The following is a 20,598-nucleotide window of genomic DNA, read 5'->3' on the forward strand; positions in this document are numbered from 1 at the left end:
AATCGATGAGAAGCCGCTCGATCACGAACAGCGCGTCGCGGATGTCGTCCGGGCAGGGAGGGGCACGTAGGAGCACATGTGACACGCGCTCTCGTCAGGGTCCGGCCGAGGCCACTGGAGAGAGGGAGGCGGCGAGCGCTTCGCGGTCCGTCTTGCCGCGTTCGTTCACCGGAAGCTGGTCGAGCACGACGTATCGGCTGGGAACCATGTACGCGGGCAACTCATCGCGCAGTTCGCCCTCCAGGCGGGCCGAGTCCAGATCCGAGCCGGCGCAGAAGGCGACGAGGCCGCGGGCGGCCCCTTCGCCGAGAGAGACAACGACGGCATTCTCCACTCCGGGCAGCGCGCGCAGGTGCTGTTCGATCTCCGCCGGCTCGATGCGGTAGCCGCGGATCTTGATCTGGTGGTCGGTACGCCCCAGGTAGAGCAGCCCGGCACGGCCGCTCCGGCGGACCAGGTCACCCGTGCGGTACCACCGTCGGCCGTCGCGGTGCAGGAAGCGGCCCTCGTCGTCCATGGGATCGAGATAGCCGGAGAACATCTGCGGCCCGGTTACGCACAATTCTCCTTGCTCCGGGGCAGGCTCGTCGGACTCCGCCAGCAGGATCCCCTCAAGGCCGGCGAAGAGTTCCCCGATGGGCACGATGCCGTGGGCTCCCTCCTCCGTGCGTTCCGGGTCCCAGCGGTAGGCCGTGCAGGCGATCGTCAACTCGGTGGGGCCGTACAGGTTCTCCACCACGGAACCGGAGGCCGCGCGCTGCCAGACCGCCGCGTCGGCGGCAAGCAGCGGTTCCCCGCAGAACAGGCTCCAGCGCAGCGAGGGCATGCTGCCCGGGGCCAACGCGCCCGACCGCCGCGCCAGTGGGATCGCGCCGGGGACGGAGAACCAGACGGTCAGGCCCTCTCTCTCCACCACCCGTGCCACCCGGGCGAGCGCCGCGGAGTGCACGTATACCAACGTCCCGCCGGACGACCAGGCCGCGAACAGGTCGAAGAAGGCGAGGTCGAAGGTGAGGCTGAAGGTCTGGCTGAAGACGTCACGAGCTGTCAGTCCATAGCGCTCGCACACACACGCCAGGAAGTGGCAGGTACTCGCATGGGTCACCGGGACCGCCTTGGGCCGGCCGGTGGACCCCGAGGTGAACATGACGTAGGCGGTCCTGTTCGGGCCCTCTGGACCGGTCGGCACGACGTGCCCGCTGATGAGCGAGGTCGGATCGGACTCGGGCGCGTACAACGACGGCAGGGAGCACAGCGCCGCCACGTCCTTGGCCTTCGCAGCCCCTGCCTCGTCCACGATCAACGCGTCCAACGGCTGGTCGCACAACAGACGGACAAGCCGCCCGGACGGCGTGTCCGGCGTGAACGGGACAACCGCGGCGCCCGCGCACAGTGCCGCCAGTACGGCGGTGTACCCGGTGAGCGTCCGGTCGCAGAGCACACCGATGAACTGGGGCGTGCCGGCGGGATGAGCGGTACGCAGGACCGCCGCCCACCTCTCGGCGGTCCCGATCAGCTCGCCGTAGGAGACGCTGAGCGAACCGATCCGCAGAGCTTCCTTGTTCGGGGCACGACGGGCACTGCGGCGCACCAACTCCTCCAGCCGCAACGCCGGATCACCGTCATCGGGCTCGACCGGGCTCATTCTCGCGAAGAGAGGGGGAGGTGTCGTCATCCCGCATCCTTTCTGAGGAAACCGTGAGGCGGCCGCCCGTGCGGGGCGGGTGTACCCGTTCGATCGCCGCACCGGCGCCGGGATAGGGCCGCCCGAGGGCACGGGCCCCGGGTGGGGAATGGCTTGGCCGACGCGGTCGGCGGGAGTGCCGATGCGGTCGGCGGGAATGGGTCGCACGCGGTTCTTCGCCATGCGTGGCACACCGTCGCGTACCACTGGTGCGCCGAACCCGAACCCGAACACGACGCGGTCGGCTCGGGCAGGGGCTCCGGGGCGGCCGCCGGACGCAGCCGTTCTACCGCGGCAAGGTCCGCCGGGACACGGTGGATCAGGGCGAGGCGATGCGACACGGCCGCGCAGAAGGCGCCGAGTCCGGCCTCGTCGAGACGGAAGTGGCAGGCCCTGGTCCGGATGGTGTCCGTGCGCCGCGCGCCATGCGACGTCGAGCGCCCTCACGATGATGAAAGCGTCACCCGCCGCGTTCGCTGTCGCGCGGGCCGGACCGTGCACGCGCCGCAGGTCGTAGGCGTCGTCGGGAGTCGGCACCCGCAGATCGATCCAGTCGATGTCCCGCAGCGACTCATCGGGACACCACGTCCGCAGCGCCACCCCGGTCGTGAGCGTGATCGACACACCGGTGGCAACAGCGAGGTCGGTCACGACGTCGGGCTGGTCGGCCACGCCCGCGATCCTGGTTCGCCGCGCGGCCGGCGGTTGCGCGGCGGCAGGGACGAGCACGATCCGCGGCGCCGCGACTGCGCGGCCGAGGTCGGTGGCCGGGGCGGGTGCGCCGATACCGCGAAGGTCCGCGGCAAGGTGGTCGTCGAATGATTTCCTGAAGGCCATCAAGACGACTCCTTCTGCCGCTCGCGGGTCTGATGGGAGCTTTTCTGCATTCTTCCGCCAGGTCGGCCGGAAGGCACAATTTTCATCTCACGGAAAAACTCCCGGGGCCGGGTCGCATCATCCTGGGCGACGCCTCTTGGGCTGTCAATGCCGCCCTCTGCGGTTTCATATTTCCCGGAGGTAAAAAGATCGGGAAGTCGAACGTCACACGACCAGAGCTGTTGACTCCCCCGACGCGGAGCTCCCAGGATACGGCTGGCCAAGGGCGGCTTTCTTTCCGCCCTACGGAAAGATTTCACCCGGCGCAGGATCGAAGGAGCTCCACCGACCCCGATCACAGGGAGACCTCATGGCAAAGAGCGAACACGTCACTGCGCCACAGCCGAGTACACACCCGCAAGTCACCTCGCTCACGGATATCGACCGCTACGCGAGGAAAGCGATAGTGGCCTCGGCGTCGGGCTACGCAATGGACGGCTTCGACCTACTCATCCTGAGCTTCTCGATGGCCGCGATCTCCTCGGATTTCGGAATCTCCAAGGCTGCCGCCGCCTCCCTTACCACCGCCACCCTGTGGGGGGCGGTACTGGGCGGAATCGTCTTCGGGGTTCTCGCCGACAAACTGGGCCGAGTGCGGATGCTCACCTGGTCGATTCTGCTGTTCGCCATATGCACCGGTCTTTGCGCGGTGGCTCAGGACTTCACGCTTCTCACAGTGCTCCGCTTCATGGCGGGAGTGGGTCTCGGCGGTGAGTTCGGAATAGGAATGGCCCTGGCTGCGGAGGCCTGGCCGAGCCGGCTTCGGGCTCGGGCCACGGCGCTCGTGGGTCTGGGCTGGCAGTTCGGGGTGCTCGTGGCGGCCCTCTGCTCGCCGTTCATCATCGACCACTGGGGCTGGCGTGGCCTTTTCGCACTGGGTGTACTGCCGGCCCTGGGCGCCTTCTTCATCCGCCGGGGCATCGGCGAGCCCCCCAGCTTCGAGCAGCGCAAGGAGCGTCCCATCGCCGGCTGGCGGGAACAGCTGCGCCGCCTCGGCCGGGACCGCACCACGCTCAAGGCCACGTTGGGCATTCTGGTGCTCTGTTCGGTGCAGAACTTCGGCTACTACGGCATCATGACGTGGCTGCCCACCTATCTCGCCACCGACTTCGGCTACAGCTTGACCAGGTCCGGGCTGTGGACCTCCGTCACCGTCCTCGGCATGGCTTGCGGCATCTTCTGTTTCGGCCAGGTCGCCGACCGCCTCGGGCGACGGCCGGCGTTCTGGGCCTACCAACTCGGCGCCGCCGTGAGCGTGCTCGTGTACAGCCAACTGACCAGTTCGACGGGACTCCTCATCGGCGGTGCGGTGATGGGCTTCTTCGTCAACGGCATGCTCGGTGGCCTCGGTGCCCTTATGGCGGAGGTCTATCCCACCGACATCCGCGCGACGGCGGAGAACGTGCTGTTCAACATCGGCCGCGCGGTCGGCGGTCTGGCGCCCATGACGATCGCCTTCATCTCCACGGAACACGGCTTCTCGCCGGCCATCGCGTTGCTCGCCGCGCTCTACGTCCTGGACGCCGCGGTCATGCCGCTCATCCCGGAGCGCAGAGGATCCCAGCTGGCCTGAGCTCCGAAGAGTGCGTGCGCACGAATCGGCACAGGAGAGCAGCCCTGTCGACTCGACGAGGTTCCGCGATCTTGTGGTCACCTTCGGTCCGTACGCGGATGATGTTCGCGACACATTCGAGGCAATCTCGACGCCGGCTCCAGAAATTGTCCCTACGGACTTCGCTGACATGTCCCGCGGAAACGTCCGGCTAGCGCTTCCCGCTCAGGCACACTCCCACTCCCGATCTCGACCCGCCGCGACCTACTGGCGGTCGTTCCAAAACCTCGTAAGGACCGGAGGGGGACCTCATGCCGATCCACGGTGTGCTTTTCGACGTGGACGACACCCTGTTCGACTACTCGACCGCGGAGGAGGTCGGCCTGCTCGCCCATCTACGGGCGGAAGGGCTACTCGACCGGTTCCCGGACCACGCCGCGGCGGTCGCGCTCTGGCGGAAGATCATGGAAACGCAGTACGGCCGCTTCCTCGACGGCGATCTCACCTTCACCGGACAACAGCGTGAACGCGCCCGGCAGTTCCTCTCGGACTCCGGGCAGGCCACACACGCCGGTCTGTCGGATGACGAAGCCTCTGTCTGGTTCTCGCGATACGAGGCCCACCGCGACGCCGCCGGGACGGCGTTCCCCGACGCCGAGCCCGTTCTCAGGAAACTTGCACCCGGCTACCGCCTCGGCATCGTCTCCAACTCCTCCGCCGACCACCAGCGTCACAAACTCGACGCTGTCGGCCTGCTGCCCTACTTCGGCGACAGGCTGGTGTGCTCCGAGCAACTCGGCGCGGCCAAGCCCGCGCCGAGCATCTTCCTCGCGGGCTGCGCGAAGATCGGGCTTCAGCCGCACGAAGTGGCCTACGTCGGAGACAAGTACATCGTCGACGCCGTGGGAGCACACGAAGCAGGGCTGCGCGCGTACTGGCTCGACCGGGCGAACACAGGCTCCGGCAGGACCGTCGGCGATGGCATTCACGTCATCCACTCACTTGACGAACTCCCCTCCGCACTCACCGTCTGAGGCCTGCCCACGCCATGCCGACGTCCTGACGATCTCGCTCCTCCTCGACAACAGCCGACCAGTACACCTGCGCCCTCCGCCGGCGACGACACCGTCACCGACCTCCTCGGTCCCCGCGGCTGTCCCCTCACTCTGGAGTGACAACACCGGCTGGGACTAGGAAACGCAAGGCCTACGTTTCGAGCGCCGTGTGCGCTCCGGCGTGGCCGGCCGTCTCGAACGCCTCCCACATCGCCGCGTACTTGCCGGCCTCGGCGAGCAATTCCTCGTGCCGCCCGGCCTCGATGATCCGGCCGGCATCGAGCACGATGATGCGGTCCGCGGCCCGGGCCGTCTGCAGGCGGTGCGCGATCACGATCGTGGTCCGGCCGCGCGAGACGCGCTGCATCGCCGCCGCGACCCGGGCCTCGGTGGCGAGATCGAGGTTGGAGGTGGCCTCATCCAGCAAGAGCAGGACGGGGTCGACCAACTCGGCCCTGGCCAGCGCGATGAGCTGACGCTGCCCGGCCGACAGCGACCGGCCGCGTTCGGCCAGCTCGTGCCGATAGCCGCCGGACAGCCCGGCGACGAAGTCGTGGGCACCGACCGCCCGCGCCGCCGCCTCGACCTCGGCGTCACTCGCGCTGGGCCGGCCGTAGGCGATGTTGTCGCGGACCGATCCGGTGAACAGGAACGCTTCTTGCGGTACGTAGCCGAGTCGGCGGCGGTACGACAGCAGGTCGAGCGCGCGGAGATCGTGACCGTCGACGCGGACGGCACCCCCGTCCGGATCGTAGAAGCGTGCCACCAGCTTCATCAGTGTCGACTTGCCCGCGCCTGTTTCACCGACGAGCGCGACCGTCTCACCCGACGCGATACGCAGGTTGACGCCGCGCAGCGCCTCAGGTGGCGGGGCCGCCAGGGCGTCGGCGTGTTGCAGGCTGTGGACGTCTTTCGGACCGCTGCGCTCCGGGGCGGATCCGTTCCTGGTTGCCTTGGTCGGGTAGGAAAAGTGCACGTCGTCGATGACCACCTCACCGGTCAGCTCACCAACGCCCTCGGGATCCTCCGGGTTCGGCGTGCGGGTGTCGATCTTCATGAGGTCAGCGATGCGGTTCACCGATATTCGGGTCTGCTGCCACGAGTCGAAGACCTGCGAGAGCTGTTCGATGGGTGCGAAGAACAGGTCGGTGTAGAGGATGAACGCGATCAGTGCGCCCGAGGTCAGGTGCCCGGACATGACCATCCCGGCTCCCACTCCCAGCACGGCGACACCCGCGGTGTCCGAGAGGAATTGCACGAAGAGGAAATAGGCAAGCATCAGCCGTTGGGCTGAAATACGGGCAGCAATGTAGTCCTGGCCGAGTCGGCGGTACTGGGCTCTGGTGACCTCCTCGTGGACGAAAGCCTGTGATTCACGGACCCCGGACAGGCTCTCCTGGAAGTCGGCGTTGACGACGGCGATCCGTTCCCTGGCCCGGTCGTAGAAAACGCTGCCCTTGCGTCGGTACAGCACAGCCGCGATGGCGAGCGGGACGACGACGGGGAGCATGACTGCTTCCAGTTCGGGGTTGAGTACGAGCAGCGCTATCCCCACGCCGACGAAAGTGACGAGCGAGACAATCGCCGAAAGCACGCCGTTCTCGATCAGCGACTCGAACTGGGTGACGTCGGTGGTCATCCGGGTCGTGATACGTCCGGCCATCTCGCCCTCGTAGTAATCGAGGGACAACCGCTGCAACTGGGCCCAGATCCGGATCCGCAGGGACAGCATGATGTGCTGGGCGGCCTTGCCGGTCACGAACGTGCCGCCGATCTCGGCGGTCATGCCGACCAGGGCCACCACCAGGTACACGCCGGATGCGGTGAACAAGGCCGTCTCGGATCCGGCCGTCACGCCACTGTTGATGCCGTTCTTGACCAAGTAGGGGCCGACCAGCGAGGCCAGCGCGTCGAGGACGACCAGGAGCAGGCCGAGCAGGAGCAGGCGGCGGAATCTCGACAGGAGCCGGCCGAGGCTGAACGAGGGGTCCCTGCGTGACTCGGTTTCGAGGTCGACGGCCGGCATGTCGCGCACCGGCTTGAGTGCCGCCACGCGGGCCAGCAGTTCGGGAGGAGCCTCCACTTTGCCGCGCCGGCCACGGCCGCCATCGACCCGGCCGGACTGACGCGTCTCGTTCCGTACGGTGACGGTCGTGCCGGTGGCGGAAAGGGACGCCAGCGCCTCGATATCGCCGCCGGCCGCGTCCTCGTCGAGGCCCCCGGTGAGCAGTGTCCGATAGAGCGCGTTGCGCTCCATCAGTTCGTCGTGAGTACCGGTATCCACGGCTCGGCCGCGGTCCATGACCACGATCCGGTCCGCGAGATGCAGGGTCGAGCGGCGGTGTGCGACCAGGACGGTGGTCCGCCCGGCCATCACCTCGCGCAAGGCGTCGTGGATGGCCTCCTCGGTGGAGGCGTCCACCGCGCTGGTCGCGTCGTCGAGGATCAGGACCCGGGGGTCGTAGAGCAGCGCCCTGGCGAGGGCCACCCGCTGGCGCTGCCCGCCCGACAGGCTCTGTCCCCGCTCGCCCACCACGGTGTGGTAGCGACGGGGCAGGTCCATGATGAAGTCGTGGGCGCCGGCGGCGCGTGCCGCCCGCTCAATGTCCGCGTCACTGGCGTCCGGGCAGCCGTAGGCGATGTTGTCCCGAACCGACTCGGAGAACAGGAAGCTCTCCTCGAATGCCACGCCGACCTGGCTGCGCAGGGAGTGCAGCGTCACGTCCCGTACGTCGTGGCCGTCAACGAGCACGGCACCCTGCTGCGGGTCGTGGATGCGCGACACCAGCGCCACCGCCGTCGACTTGCCGCTTCCGCTCGGGCCGACGATGGCGACCCGCGACCCTGCCGGGATGTGCAGATCGAGGCCGCGCAGCACCTCGGTGCCTCGCGGGTAGGAGAAGTGAACACCGGAGAAGGTGATCTCTCCGGTGAGGGTGGGCAGTTCGGTCGCATGAGGTGCGTCGGCGATGGCGGGACGCATGTCGATGAGCTGGAAGATGCGCTCGGCGCCGGCCCTGGCCTGCTGCGCGATGATGGGGAGGCGGGCCAACCGTCCTGCGGGCGGAATGAGTTGGGCGATGTAGGTGGAGAAGGCCAGGAACGTGCCCAGTGTGATCTCGTGGCGCAGCACCATCCAGCCGCCGAGGGCCAGAACAGCGACCTGCCCGAAGACCGGAATGGCCTGCAGAACCGGCTGGTAGCGGGCCTGAAGGCGCACCAGGCGCATCTGCGAACCGTAGGCGGCCCGCGACGACTCGGCCAGTCGCTCGACTTCCTGCTGCTCCTGGCCGAAAGCCTTCACAACCCGCACGCCGTTCAGGTCCTCGTCGACGATCTGGACGACGTCGCCCAGACGCTGCTGGGCGTCCCACGTGGCAGGGAACACCTTCCAGCGCATCCGGTAGGAGACACCGAGCACCATGGGCACGATGACGATGCTGACGATGGCCAGCAGGGGGCACAGGAAGAGCATCACCCCGACCGCCAGCACCACCCGCAGGGCGTCGCTGCCCAGGAACGGGAAGTAGTTGAGCAGTCCTTGGATCAGGGTGGTGTCGGAATTGGCTCTCCCGACGAGTTGGCCCGTCGGCATGCGGTCCAGGTTCTCCGCGTCCATGGACTGAAGATGTCTGTGCATGGCGTTGCGCAGGTCGAACTCGACTTCAAGGGCAAGGCGAGCACCGGACAAACGACGGAGGAATTCAAAGCCGACCGTAGCGGCACCGAGTATCAGGGCCAAGGTCAGCCACGGCCGCAACGCCACCCTGTGGGCGAGGACGACGTCATCGACGATATGCCGCACGACCATGGGCGTGGCAATCATGCAGACGCTACCGAATACCGCGCCAAGCAGTGAAAGCATCATTTCCTTGCGATGCCGGAGCATATGCGTCCACAGGCGTCGAACCCATCCCGGACCGGCCGACGGTTCCGCGATCATCGATTCCCGCTCCGCCCGGCGACACCGTGGTCGGCGAGACGGCCGCCCATGTCCGCCTCCGGCCTGACTCCCTGAGGTGTAATCTTCAGACAGGCTCGCGCGAATCGCATGGGGTGGTCGAGTGCCTCTACATCCCCCGTGGCCACCCCGACCACCAGAGCCTCGATTGCCAGCAAAATGTGCGGAACGGGAAACTCCGGGAAGTACGCGTCGTGAACAGCGATCGTGAGTACATGGTTGCTGTCGCCCCGGAGGGCGAACGACAGGAAACGAGTACCACCTTGATACACATTTTCGCGTGGCTCGATTTTCGTCTGCTTCGCGAGATCGCGAATCTTTTCCACTGCTCCGCAGTAGCCATCCCCCTGCATGGAACTTCTCATGTCATTGAGGGAAAAATCGAAATCCCTTTTACACTCGCTTCCTTCGTCGAGGTCGGTGAGCATCAACTGGAGCGCCTGCTCGTCGTAGTGACTGAATCTGTACCCCTTGGTGCTCGCCTTCCAGGCGTCGCCGACTATTTCCTCGAAAGGAATATCGAGCGATTCCAGCACCCCGGGGGCAAATTGCACAAGCTCCCCCACAAACGCACGTTCTTCCTGGTTCGAACGATTGGAGGCCGGCAGCAGGAAAGAGGATTTGCTCCTGCCGATGAGTGCGCCAGTAATAACCGACATAGCGGCCAGGTAGACAGTGGATGTACTCATGGAACACTTCTTGGAGATGACTGAAACAGCAGCCCTCAGCGCGCAAGAATCCATCACCGCCGACCGGGCGCCGTCTTGCGGAAGCTTTTCCAGGACCGATTTCCAGTATTCAAGGGATCGAGCGCTCTTCTCCTGCCACTTCGTTGACTGCTCCAGCCGCGCTCGGTCCACCGGCTGCATCGGGGACGCCGGTGACCGATCACTCCCGCCGGAAAAGTGGTTGTCGAGCGCCACTCCCAGCGCCTCTCGGCCATGACCGTCAACTGCAAGATGGGAAACCAGACAAACAAGGTGCGTTGGAACGTCGGCGCAAGTTGCTATGGCGAACAAGGCCCCGAAATCTGATGTGACGTCGAAGCGATCCTCTTTAAGGCGGTGTATCGCACTTTGAATATCGGCTTCCGCAGTGGACTCACCGATCGGAATTTTGAAGATCTCTACCGATCCAGCTTTTTCGACCTTCTGGTAAGGGGATCCGTCGGCACCCAATGGAAATACCGTCCGCAGGGACTCGAACTCTTCCAACGCCCATTTGACGGCATTGCTGACTTCACCGAGTTCTTTCCCCGATGGAACAGGCTGGACATGGACGAATGGGCGGTACTTGAGGCGAGAGCCTCGCCAAGTCCTCCGCTGCGCCCACGTAAGAGGGGCAGTCGCGTCGCGTTCACCTTCGAAGTGAATGGTTATTTTATCCATGCTCGCCTCGTTTCCCTTTCCTGCCTCACCGTTACAACAAATTTCGAAACAGGGGCGCACCTCCACCGAACGTCAATTCTCTCGACGAAAGAGAGAGCGCGGGAGAGGGCCCATACCTTTTACAGAATCGACGCTCGGGATATCCAATCCGAACAGAAAACGGTTGTCAACACCACCTCCACCTCAAGAGTTTCTCAATTATCGGCAAAATAACAGCCGCGCGCGGTTTGCCGCACCCCAAGTGAAGCCCCGCGCCACAAATCGGTACCTGACCCCCTTTTCGGCCGTTCGATCCGGCTCCCCTTCCTCGGGACCAGCGTGCAGCAGGCACCCACTTGACGAGCCATGATGTCGCGAGGCGCTTGTGAATTTTTACTAAGGGTTAGAAGAAAGGGCTTGCTCAACTCGTGAGAGCCCTCTTAACCTCGGCAGACGAAGACCGGAACCAGCCCATCCGGAGGGACCGCCACGCGCCGGCCGGGAAGATTGACGGAGAAGATTGACGGACCGGTTTATTGAGCGGGATGCACTTCTTAGAGCGAGAGCGCTTTCTAGCTGGAAGAGACGGATTGCGAACCCATCCGAGATGCAGGGAGGTCACTTCTACCGGTGCTGCGAGAAGAAACAGAAAATCTCAGCGATGCTTAGGGAGAATCCATGCAACCTGTGGTCCGTTCCTTGCGTGTTCTCCGGGCCGTGGCCGACGTACACGAAGGTGCGACGCTGCAAGTCCTCAGTCGGCAACTGAACATACCGATCGCCAGCATGCATCGTCTCCTCGCCGTTCTTGAGGCAGAGCAGTACATCGTCCGGTCCGAGGTGGGCAAGCGCTACTTTCCGGGCCCGGCGTTGCGTGAGATCGTCGCCGCCCAGAGCCCGCCCCGTCACCTCGCCCCCACCGTGGCCCATCCCGCGCTGACCACGCTGGTGGACAGGACCGGAGAGACGGCTTTCCTCACTGAGTTCAGGGACGGGCGAGTGGTGTGCGTGAGCCTGGCCGAAGGCAGATATCCACTGCGGCTGTTCGTGCAGCTCGGCCAGGAGATGCCCTTGCACGCGGCGGCTTCGGCCCGGGTCCTGCTGTCCGACCTGTCGGACAGCAGGGTCAGAACAATGCTGGTCACGGCCCCGCTGGTGCCGTACACCACGGAGACGCCCCAGTCCGTGGGCGAGGTCATGCGCCACCTGTCGGTCGTGCGGGCCCGCGGCTATGACGTCTGCGACGAAGAGCTGGACCGCGGGGTGTGGGTCGTGGCCGCACCGGTGCGCGGCCGGCTGGGTGCCATGGTCGCGGCTCTGTCGCTGGCCCTGCCCATCGAACGGGCCAGCGACGCCACGCAGCGACGGGAGTTGACCGTCCTCGTCCGCGAGGCGGCACACCGGATGACCGACTCTCCGGGACCGGCACCCACCGCCGGTCGAAGCATGGCCCTTCAGTGAACCCGGCCGTGCCTGCCGGTCCATGGCACAGACCGTCCACCTCGGCTCCCGGCGGCTCGTCAGCCGGAACCGGCGAGCCGTTTCGGTGGAGTGGGAAGCCTCCTCGCGGCAGCGGTCCAGCAGGATGAACGCCCGCTGCGGCAGGACCGGTTCCACGGACCTCGGGTCGGCAGGCCCCGATCCGCTATGACGGGACATGGTCGGCCTCCAGCGCAGGGGACCGCAGCTTCGAGAGGATCATGACCGGATGGCGCGCCAGCCGCACCGTCTCGTGCATGCTGTAGAGGGCGGAGAAACGGACCTCGTCGATGGCGTTGCGGTCGGCGATGGCCTCGCAAAGCCGCATGTCCGTACCGGTGTTGACCAGGTCGTCGACGAACACCGCCGGTCCCGGGACAGGCCAGCGGACCCGCGGGTCGGCGCTGTCCGGGTCGATCAGCGCGAACCGGGCGCCGTGCCGCGCCGCCGCCACCGCCGCCAGGCAGCAGCCGCCCCACATGATGCCCGCGAAGACCTCCGCCCGCTCGTCGGCGCCGAGCAGGTGATCGCCGAAGGTGACGCCGATGTCGTAGCGATGTGCGGCCGCGAGTGTCTCGAAGTAGAACGGCGCCCGCTCCCCCGACGAGCGGACGAACTGTTCCCCCGTCAGCAGCGCCGCCGCTTCCGTCGGGTCGGCACCGGCCACCGGGTGGCTGAGGGGCGCGGGCGGACGCCATGCCTCCAGGCTCGGGTTCCGCGTCGCCTCCGTGTGATGGACGGCAGACGCGTGGATCCCGGCGGCACGGGCGGCCTCGGCGTCGTCCGGTGTCGAGCAGAACAACAGGGTGGGACGCCGGGGGTCGTGCTGCCCCTCAAGACGGCGGCGGGTGCCGTGGCTCTTGCGCTCGTAGCGCAGGAAGGCGAAGTCCCGGCCCAGGCAGGCGGCCACCCATGAGCCGAGCAGCACACCGCCGGGACCGATGCCGACGAGGTTGTGGTTCGGGTGTGCCCGTGCCGTCGCTGTCGCGGGTGCCGGATCATCGACGAGTTCGTAGATCCCGCCCAGGTCCCGCACCAGAGTCGGCCGCGCCTGCGGAGGGGCGAAGCGCCGAAGCTCCGCCTCGGTCGACTTCAGCAGCTCGTTCCAAGCCTGTTCGAACTGCTCGACGCCCTGGGCCTCAAGCAGTTGGACCACGACGTCGTAGGAGATGCCCTGCCGTGCGACGGCGTCGAGGACGGCGCGGGCCTGCTCGTAGGTGCCGGCGATGGTGTTGCCGGTGATCGTGCCATGGTCCTCGGTGGCCCTCAGCGTGGCCTCGGGCATGGTGTTGACCGTGCCCGGGGCGACCAGCTCCTCGACGTAGAGGGTGTCCCTGTAGGCCGGGTCCTTCACTCCGGTTGAGGCCCACAGCAGGCGTTGTCCATTGGCGCCCGCCTCGGCCAGCGCGGTCCAGCGTTCGGAGGCGAAGACCTCCTCGTGGAGCTGGAAGGCCAGGTGAGCGTTGGCGAGGGCGGCCTTGCCGCGGAGCTCCTCGGCCTCAGGGGTGCCCAGCGCGTCCAGGTGCTTGTCGATCTCGGTGTCGACACGGGAGACGAAGAACGACGCTGTCGAGTGGATCGTGGACAGGTCCAGACCGGCGTCCCTGGCCTTCTCCAGGCCGGTGAAGTAGGCCTCCACGACCTCGTGGTAGCGCCCCAGTGAGAAGATCAGCGTGACGTTGACGCCGATGCCCTTGCCGATGACCTCGGTGATGGCGGGCAGTCCGGCCTTGGTGGCCGGGATCTTAACGAGCGCGTTGGGGCGGTTCACCAGCCAGGCCAGTTCCTTGGCTTCGGCGAGAGTGGCGGCGGTGTCGTGTGCCAGACGCGGGTCGACCTCGATGGAGACCTGGCCCTCCCGGCCGCCGGTGGCGTCGAAGACCGGGCGCATGACGTCCGCGGCGGCACGGACGTCCGCGGTGGTGATCATGCGGACGGCCTCGTCGGCGGTGACCCCGCGGGACGCGAGGTCGGCCAGCTGCTCCTCGTAGCCGTCACCGCCGCTGATCGCCCGTTGGAAGATGGCCGGGTTGGTGGTGACGCCCACCACGTGCTGCCGGTCGATCAGCTCGGCGAGGCTGCCGGAGGTGATCCGCTTGCGCGACAGGTCGTCCAGCCAGATCGCGACGCCCTCCTCGGAGAGGCGTTTCAGTGTGTCCGTCATGGCAAATCTCCTACTTGCTCGTATGTGGGCATCCGTATTCGCCATGGCCGCGGTGTCGCCGAAGTGCGGCGCGCGTCACTTCCGGTGGGTTGCCGTGTAGGCGTCGAGGCCGGAAGCCCACCGCTCAAGGACCGCGGGGGCGGGCTCGTACAGGTGGCGTGTGTCCCAGGCGACGAGCCGGGACTGCATCGCGTCCGTCGCGGCGTATTGCGCGGGGTCACCGGATGTGCCGCCGGGGCGGCCCGGTACGCCCTCCACGCGGGCGCCCTGGAAGAGCGCCTTGTGGTGCAGTAGCGGAGCCGGCACCGACACGGGAAGGCCGAGCAGGCGCAGGTCGGCCACGAGGCTGTCGCGGTCGGCATCGGTCGCCGCCTCGCCCTGCCACGTGCACTGGTAGCCGTACCAGGTGCCCGCGGTGAACTCCGCGCCGCGACGCGGCGGCAGCAGACCGGGCAGCCGGTCCGCGAGCAGCGCCGCGAGCCGGTCGAGGTTGTCGTTCTTGATCCGTATCGTCTCGTCCAGGCGGTCGAGGTGGTCGGCGGCGAGGACGGCGCTGACCGGGTGCGCCCGGAGGTTGGCGCCGAAGCCCGAACTCACGTACCGGGCCAGCTCCGTGTCGACGACCTGACGCACACCGCGCGCCTCGGGCTGCCCCAGCAGCAGGGCACGTTCGAAGACGTGCCGGTGCTTCGTCAGCAGGATGCCCGAGGTGCCTCCTGACACCGTTTTCCGATTGCCCAGGCTGAACGCGGCGGCATCGCCGAAGGTGCCGACCGGCTGCCCAGAGAGGCCGGCGCCGTGTGCGTGCGAACAGTCCTCTAGGACGGCCAGGCCGTGCCGGCGAGCCAGCGCCGTCACCGCGGCCATCTCCACGGGGCGCCCCCAGTTGTGGGTGACGGCGATCGCGGTGGTGTTCGGGGTGATGCGCGCGACCGCATCGTCGAGGTCGATGTTGCCCGTTGCGGGGTCCGCGTTGCAGAGCACCGGCCGCAGGCCCAGCAGCAGCAGTGGGGTCACCGTGGCGCGGTAGGTGTTGGTGGGGACGAGGACCTCGCTGCCGGCCGGGAGACCGAGGCCGAAGTACGCGGACAGCAGTGCGGAGGTGCCCGAGTTGGTCATCAGGGCGTGTTCGACATCGCCGTGCCTGTGCCGGAAGCGCTCCTCGAACTGCTCGATCGGCCGGCTGGTGCCGGAGACGAAGACCTTGCCGCTCGCCACCAGTGCGTCGACGCCTCGGCGGGCGGAGTCGGAGTAGAACGGCCAGGCGCGAGGTGATGCGGTCGCGCCGCTCACAGCACTGTCCCGCGCAGCAGATCGAGGTTCCTGTCGTGGTCGGGGCACCACTGGAAGTGATAGCAGTCCGCCTGCTCGACGGCGGCGGACACGACCTCCCGCATCCGGTCGAAATACGCGTCGGCTCCCAGGGCCACCGGCCATTCCCACTTCAGGAACGCCTCGGCCAGCATCGCCAGTCGCGTCATCGCCTCGTCGCGTGCGAGGAGGCGGATGCGCGGGCGGTCGAGGCTGAGGTTGGGTTCCGGGAACACGATCGAGGACAAGGGCGCGGGACCGTCCTTGACGCCGCATCCCAGGCGCACGATGGCGGACCGCGTCAGTTCCTGCTTGTCATCGATCTCCAGGTTGTAGAGCTGGTGATCGGTGAGCCCTCCATCGATCCGGCTGCGATCCAGTCCGCTCTCCGGACGCCGCGTGGCGAACCAGTTGACGGCGCCGAGTCCGACCGTGAGCGGCTGGGGCAGGCCCAGGACGGCGACCTGGTCGGCAAGGGAGAGCAAGGTGATGTCGTTGGACATGTACGACGCCCCGCCGAGCGTCGACAGCAGTGCCATGGAGGTCTTGCCCATCTTCTTCGCTCCCGCGAAAAGGACGGCGCCCCTGCCGCCCTCGACCGCGGAGGCATGGAACTGCTGCGCCCCGCGTGTGGTCACCAGCCTGCGCAGCACCGTGGCGGTCAGATAGGCCCGGATCTCCTCTTTGTAGGCCCGCTGGTCGTCTATGGCGGGGCCGAAGACGCGCACCGAGCCGTCCTCGGCGAGGACGACGGTGTCTCCCAGTGACCCGGCGATCAGCTTGTCCGTCGGCCGCTTCTCCCCCGGGTCCTCGAAGTCCACGGCGAAGGTGAGCGGATCGGCGTCGGAGCTGACCGGCTCCCGGGTGGCGGCAGGCACGAAGAACGGCTCGTAGTCGAGTGTCAGCCTGGCGAAGTGATCGGCCACGGCGGAGCCGAACCTGACCGCCACGCCATGGACGGACAGGTCCTGTTCCAACTGGACGGCCAACGACATGGCATCACCTTTCGAGGAGTTCGAGCATCTCGCCGACGAACTCGACGGACGACTTGTATCGGGTCAGACGCCACTTCTTCACCAGCCGGTCGTTGGCCGCGCCGGCCCGCTCGACGTTCCAGCGGTGGGTGAACACCTCCACGTCGTCCGGCACGGTCGGCTCCTTGCGGAACACGGCGTCCAGCGCCGGCAGGATGCCGATGCGCAGACCGGCGCTGCGGCAGCTCAGACTCAGTTCGAGGTCGGTGCGGCAGTGCATCAGCTCGTCGAGCTCGCCCAGCCGCTGTGCGGCGGCGCGGGTCATCGCGTAGCAGTGCTTCTCCACGTGCGCGATGGAGCGGGTGCCCGGTACCCGCGGATGGTCCGGCTTGGGGCGCCGGACAAGGCGGGAGAGCAGAGCGCCGTCCGGCTGGTCGACGAGCTCGGAGACGGGCGGGTCGAAGTGGACGTCGCCGAGGCGCCCCTGGTGGATCACCGGCGTGACCACGTCGAAGCGGCCGTCCGCCAGCCCCTCGACCAGACCGGGAAGGCAGCCCGGCCGGACGCTGACGTCGTTCTCCACGCAGATCAGTACGGACGCGGTCGTACTCGCGACGAAGGCGTTCCAGGCGGTGTTGGTATTGGCAAACCGCGGGCACGACACGACGCGCGGCGGCGGCAGTGGCGCGGGCGCCGAGCGCACCATCCGATCCAGCAGTTCGGGCGGATAGCCGCAGTCGACGATGGTCACCGAGGTCCTGGCCGGGAGGTCCGCGTACACCGCGGCCAACGCGGCCGGGGCCTCGCTGAACTTGTCACGGGCGATCAGGCACACAGCCGTGTCGGCCGCCCTGTCTTTCTCGGTCATACGGTTTCTCCCGTCTGCGCGGTCACGGACTCTGGCACGCCGACGAGGAAGGCGGCGGCACTCGCCCAGGCGCGGGCGGCCGCCTCCGGGTGGTAGCAGTCCGCCCGGCCCGGATCCATGAAGGCGTGCGCTGCCCCCGCGTACGTGCACAGCTGAAGTTGTCCGCCGGCGTCCTCGACAGCGGTCGTCAGGGCGTCGGCATCGGCCGCGGAGGGGTAGTCGTCGCGCGTTCCCCGGTGGAACTGGATGTCGAGCGGACTACGGACAGTGCGTGTCCCCGCCCCAATCCGGTCGATCGGCGACGGCCCGGGCCCCCAGGACGTCCTGGGCGCGCCGCCGTAGAAACAACAGGCGCGCGCGTACGGCAGGCCCGCGGCGACGGCGAGCAGGGCGATGCGTCCGCCCATGCAGAAGCCGAGGATGCCCGGCGCACGGCCGTCGGCGAGGTCGCTCGTGAGGGAGGCGCATTGGCGCAGGTCGGACAGGAGCGTGTCGTCACGCAGCGCTGCCTTGCGTACTTCGGGGTCGGGGTGCGGTGCGATCCCGTGGAAGAAGTCGGGTACGACGACGGCGAGCCCCGCGTCCAGACAGCGGCGCGCGACACCCTCGACGAACCCGTCGATCCCGGTTCGGTGGTGCACGAGGGTCACGGCACCGCGCGTGCCGCTCGCCGGCCGCACCGTGTGCACGGGACGCAGCAGTGCTTCGCCATCGGCACCAACGCTGTCGATATGTACAGTGCGGACCTCCTCCGGCAGTGCGGTCAGGCAGGTCTGGCCGGTCACAGCTGTTCCTTCCACACGGCGCCGAAGACCTCGGCGTAGAGGTCGGCCAACGGCGAGCACCCGCTGTGCAGGTAGTCCGCCGGCAGCCCGAGCCAGGTCGCGGCCAGGCGCTCGGCGGTCGGCAGGTCCGCCGGGCCGTACACGTACCTACGTCCGCCGGTGCGCCTGGTGACGTCGGCGGCGCACGCCGCCGGGTGGCCCGCGAAGACCGACTTGCGGTGGAGCGGCATCGTGCGGGGGCCACCGACCTTCAGCCCGCGGCCGGCGAGCGCGTCGATGACCTCGTGGCGCGGTACGCCGGTCACCGACTCGTCGTAGACGAGGTTCACCCCGTATCTGGCGCCGAGCGTCACGCCGGGCCGCTGGTGGGGGAGCCCGAGTCCGGGCAGCTTGATCAGTTCCTGGCGCAGTTGCTCGGTGGCGACCCGTTTGCGTTCGACCAGCGTTTCCAGCTCGACGAGATGAGAGAGGGCCAGCACGGCGGCGAGCGGGGTGATCCTCAGGTTGCCGCCCAACCCGACGTCGCTGAGCTCGCGCAACCGCGGGCTGCGGACCGTCAGTTCGCAGCGGCGCTGGAATCCGGCGGCCAGGCAGGCCAGGTCGTGGACGCGCTCGATGTCGGTGAGCAGGACGCCGCCCATGCCGCCGGAGACCATCTTCAGCCCGCCGATGCTGTAGACGGCGGCGTCGCCCCAGGTGCCCACCGAACGGCCCGCGTCGGTGGAGCCATGGGCGTGCGAGCAGTCCTCGACGAGCGCGAGTCCGTGTGCGTCGCACAGCGCGCGAATCGGCGCCATGTCGCAGGGGTGGCCGAAGAGATGGGTGACGGCGACCGCGCGGGTGCGCGGGCTCAGGACGCGGGAGACGGAGTCCGCGGTGACACAGCCGGAGTCGTCGCCCGAGTCCGCGAGCACCGGTGTGGCGCCCAGCCAGAACAGCGGTGTCGCGGTGGCCAGGAAGGTGAAGTCGGCGACGATCACCTCGTCGCCGGTTCCGATGCCGAGGGCCTGATAGGCGAGGAAGAGGGCGCTGGTGCCGCTGTTCACCGCGAGAGCGAACGCGCGGTCGTGGCGGCGGGCGAAGTCTTCTTCCAGGGCCGCTATCTCCGGGCCGTGCCCGTAGTCGAAGCTGCGGCCCGCGGCGAGCAGCTCCGCGCACCGGGCCTGCGCCACGGCCGAGTACACGGGCCAGCGCACGGGGTGGGTGAGCGCGGGGACACCCGGGCCGTCAGCCATGCCTGCCGAGTTCCCGGGCGGCGAGCGGGGCCGCGTCGAGCACCGTGTACGGCGCCGGGTGCTCGCCGACCGTGCGCTCCGCGGGCCGGCCGAGATTCGTGGTGACCATGCCGGTCACGGACGGGTGTGACAGCACCTTGGCCCTCACCTCGGCGAAAGCGAAGTCGTACACGGTGGCGAACGTGATGTCCTCGGCCCCTGCCGCGGCCAGCGCGTCGATGGCGTGCAGCGCCGTTTCTCCGCGTGTGATCTCGTCGTCGAACAGCACGATCCGGCGGTCCGCGATGCCCTCTCCGGCTCCACCGAGGAGACGGCTGGAGTCCGTGTGCCCGACGCGGACCTTGAGCAGGAGATCGAAGGAACAGCCGAGCGTGGCCGCCAGGGATCTGCAGTCGTCGTACCTGCCTCGGTCGGGGCCGACCACGACGTCCGAGGGCGACGAACCGAGCGCCGAGCCGATCAGCGGCAGGGTGGAGAGCGTGGACACCGGGCGGGAGAAGAAGCCCAGCAGTTCACCGGCGTGCAGGTCGAATGTGTAGAAGCGGTCGATCGGTGCCGATTCGAGCAGACGGATGAAGGCGCGGGCACCCAGCGCCTGCCGTTCGCCGGTCAGTCGGCAACTGCGGCTGTAGGGCAGGTATTCGAGCACGCAGACGACCGGTGCCGGGCTGCACCGGTGGAGGGCGTCGGCGAGCAGCACCAGTTCGAGCAGGTCCTCGCCCGGCGAGGTGGTGGGCGACAGCGTGATGACGCGTGGAGCCGTGGTGTCGGCGGCCTCGGCGGCCTCGACGACCATGTTTCCATTGACCATGCGTGCGGTCGTGTGGTGCGCGGCGTGGAAGCCGGACTGCCGGGCGAGCGCGGCACGGAAGCCGTTCACCGGCTGTGCGGGTACCGCGTAGACGGGAGTGCTCACGACGCGTCTCCGTCGATATCGATGAGAAGAAACACTTCCGGGGAACCTTCCGTCTCCTGGAAGACCGATTGATGCGGTCACCTCGATTGCTTAATTGCCTATCACGGCCATATGTAAACCGGCAAGGGTTCTCGGGCCAGGCCGGACAAGCAGGCGTTTCCACGTCAAGGAAATCCAGCCCGCTTTTTCCATCACGCGGAAATATCACCGGATATACCTGGCGGAGCGGCCCTGCGGCGGCCGCCGGTGGACTACGATGACTCCTCCCACCTGCACCTACTCTGTCCCTGCCGGCATTGACCACGGCTCGTCGACATGGAGTCGAAACGGCCGAGTGATGCCGACGCAACACGACTGGGACGGCATTTCGT

General features: G+C 67.7%; 13 protein-coding genes and 1 pseudogene. 4 read left to right on the top strand and 10 right to left on the bottom strand.

What is annotated here, in order from left to right; genetic code table 11:
- Positions 1 to 94: 94 nt before the first annotated feature.
- Positions 95 to 1,675 (bottom strand): AMP-binding protein, encoded by a 1,581-nt coding sequence (locus ACNFOC_RS01265; RefSeq protein WP_416955672.1) that lies wholly within the window; start codon positions 1,673 to 1,675, stop codon positions 95 to 97.
- A gap of 504 nt (positions 1,676 to 2,179) precedes the next feature.
- Here ACNFOC_RS01265 and ACNFOC_RS01270 point away from each other — a divergent pair.
- From ACNFOC_RS01270 to ACNFOC_RS01280, 3 genes are all read left to right on the top strand, one after another.
- Positions 2,180 to 2,506, top strand: a complete 327-nt coding sequence (locus ACNFOC_RS01270; protein WP_416955674.1) for a hypothetical protein — start codon at positions 2,180 to 2,182, stop codon at positions 2,504 to 2,506.
- Positions 2,507 to 2,870: 364 nt separating this feature from the next.
- Positions 2,871 to 4,133: an MFS transporter gene (locus ACNFOC_RS01275; protein ID WP_416955676.1), complete on the top strand. Its 1,263-nt coding sequence runs from the start codon at positions 2,871 to 2,873 to the stop codon at positions 4,131 to 4,133.
- 290 nt (positions 4,134 to 4,423) lie between these two features.
- Positions 4,424 to 5,146 (top strand): HAD family hydrolase, encoded by a 723-nt coding sequence (locus ACNFOC_RS01280; RefSeq protein ID WP_416955678.1) that lies wholly within the window; start codon positions 4,424 to 4,426, stop codon positions 5,144 to 5,146.
- A gap of 172 nt (positions 5,147 to 5,318) precedes the next feature.
- Here ACNFOC_RS01280 and ACNFOC_RS01285 read toward each other — a convergent pair whose 3' ends face one another.
- Both ACNFOC_RS01285 and ACNFOC_RS01290 read right to left on the bottom strand, forming a co-directional pair.
- Entirely contained in the window at positions 5,319 to 9,110 is a 3,792-nt protein-coding gene (locus tag ACNFOC_RS01285; RefSeq protein ID WP_416955680.1) for an ABC transporter ATP-binding protein, read from the bottom strand.
- Positions 9,107 to 10,516, bottom strand: a complete 1,410-nt coding sequence (locus ACNFOC_RS01290) for a condensation domain-containing protein (RefSeq protein ID WP_416955681.1) — start codon at positions 10,514 to 10,516, stop codon at positions 9,107 to 9,109. Before ACNFOC_RS01290 ends, ACNFOC_RS01285 begins: the two co-directional genes overlap by 4 nt.
- 657 nt (positions 10,517 to 11,173) lie before the next feature.
- Between ACNFOC_RS01290 and ACNFOC_RS01295 the strand changes: the two genes are divergently transcribed.
- Entirely contained in the window at positions 11,174 to 11,956 is a 783-nt protein-coding gene (locus tag ACNFOC_RS01295) for an IclR family transcriptional regulator (RefSeq protein ID WP_416955683.1), read from the top strand.
- A 1,069-nt stretch (positions 11,957 to 13,025) separates the two neighbouring features.
- On the opposite strand, the pseudogene tal reads toward ACNFOC_RS01295, so the two are convergent.
- The 7 genes and pseudogenes from tal to prs form a co-directional block, all read right to left on the bottom strand.
- Positions 13,026 to 14,138: pseudogene (gene tal / locus ACNFOC_RS01300) on the bottom strand (transaldolase); the annotation flags it as partial.
- A gap of 75 nt (positions 14,139 to 14,213) precedes the next feature.
- Positions 14,214 to 15,431, bottom strand: a complete 1,218-nt coding sequence (locus tag ACNFOC_RS01305) for an aminotransferase class I/II-fold pyridoxal phosphate-dependent enzyme (protein WP_416955685.1) — start codon at positions 15,429 to 15,431, stop codon at positions 14,214 to 14,216.
- Positions 15,428 to 16,444: a hypothetical protein gene (locus ACNFOC_RS01310; protein ID WP_416955687.1), complete on the bottom strand. Its 1,017-nt coding sequence runs from the start codon at positions 16,442 to 16,444 to the stop codon at positions 15,428 to 15,430. The genes ACNFOC_RS01305 and ACNFOC_RS01310 overlap by 4 nt, the downstream gene beginning before the upstream one ends.
- A gap of 4 nt (positions 16,445 to 16,448) precedes the next feature.
- Positions 16,449 to 17,291, bottom strand: coding sequence for a hypothetical protein (locus ACNFOC_RS01315; protein ID WP_416955689.1), 843 nt, complete (start codon positions 17,289 to 17,291; stop codon positions 16,449 to 16,451).
- Positions 17,288 to 18,076 (bottom strand): dienelactone hydrolase family protein, encoded by a 789-nt coding sequence (locus ACNFOC_RS01320; RefSeq protein ID WP_416955691.1) that lies wholly within the window; start codon positions 18,074 to 18,076, stop codon positions 17,288 to 17,290. Before ACNFOC_RS01320 ends, ACNFOC_RS01315 begins: the two co-directional genes overlap by 4 nt.
- Positions 18,073 to 19,311, bottom strand: a complete 1,239-nt coding sequence (locus ACNFOC_RS01325; protein WP_416955693.1) for a DegT/DnrJ/EryC1/StrS family aminotransferase — start codon at positions 19,309 to 19,311, stop codon at positions 18,073 to 18,075. Before ACNFOC_RS01325 ends, ACNFOC_RS01320 begins: the two co-directional genes overlap by 4 nt.
- Complete coding sequence (gene prs / locus ACNFOC_RS01330) at positions 19,304 to 20,227, bottom strand: ribose-phosphate diphosphokinase (protein ID WP_416955694.1); 924 nt, start codon at positions 20,225 to 20,227, stop codon at positions 19,304 to 19,306. The genes ACNFOC_RS01325 and prs overlap by 8 nt, the downstream gene beginning before the upstream one ends.
- Positions 20,228 to 20,598 lie beyond the last annotated feature (371 nt).

Origin of the sequence: Streptomyces colwelliae (assembly GCF_048158785.1) — a bacterium.
Lineage (GTDB): Bacteria > Actinomycetota > Actinomycetes > Streptomycetales > Streptomycetaceae > Streptomyces.

What these genes read in the sequence shown, in the direction of transcription:
- ACNFOC_RS01280 (WP_416955678.1), top strand. Translation starts at nt 4,424, where the DNA reads ATGCCGATCCACGGTGTGCTTTTCGACGTGGACGACACCCTGTTCGAC.
- ACNFOC_RS01315 (WP_416955689.1), bottom strand. Translation starts at nt 17,291, where the DNA reads ATGACCGAGAAAGACAGGGCGGCCGACACGGCTGTGTGCCTGATCGCC.
- ACNFOC_RS01290 (WP_416955681.1), bottom strand. Translation starts at nt 10,516, where the DNA reads ATGGATAAAATAACCATTCACTTCGAAGGTGAACGCGACGCGACTGCC.
- ACNFOC_RS01295 (WP_416955683.1), top strand. Translation starts at nt 11,174, where the DNA reads ATGCAACCTGTGGTCCGTTCCTTGCGTGTTCTCCGGGCCGTGGCCGAC.
- ACNFOC_RS01310 (WP_416955687.1), bottom strand. Translation starts at nt 16,444, where the DNA reads ATGTCGTTGGCCGTCCAGTTGGAACAGGACCTGTCCGTCCATGGCGTG.
- ACNFOC_RS01285 (WP_416955680.1), bottom strand. Translation starts at nt 9,110, where the DNA reads ATGATCGCGGAACCGTCGGCCGGTCCGGGATGGGTTCGACGCCTGTGG.
- ACNFOC_RS01275 (WP_416955676.1), top strand. Translation starts at nt 2,871, where the DNA reads ATGGCAAAGAGCGAACACGTCACTGCGCCACAGCCGAGTACACACCCG.
- ACNFOC_RS01265 (WP_416955672.1), bottom strand. Translation starts at nt 1,675, where the DNA reads ATGACGACACCTCCCCCTCTCTTCGCGAGAATGAGCCCGGTCGAGCCC.
- ACNFOC_RS01325 (WP_416955693.1), bottom strand. Translation starts at nt 19,311, where the DNA reads ATGGCTGACGGCCCGGGTGTCCCCGCGCTCACCCACCCCGTGCGCTGG.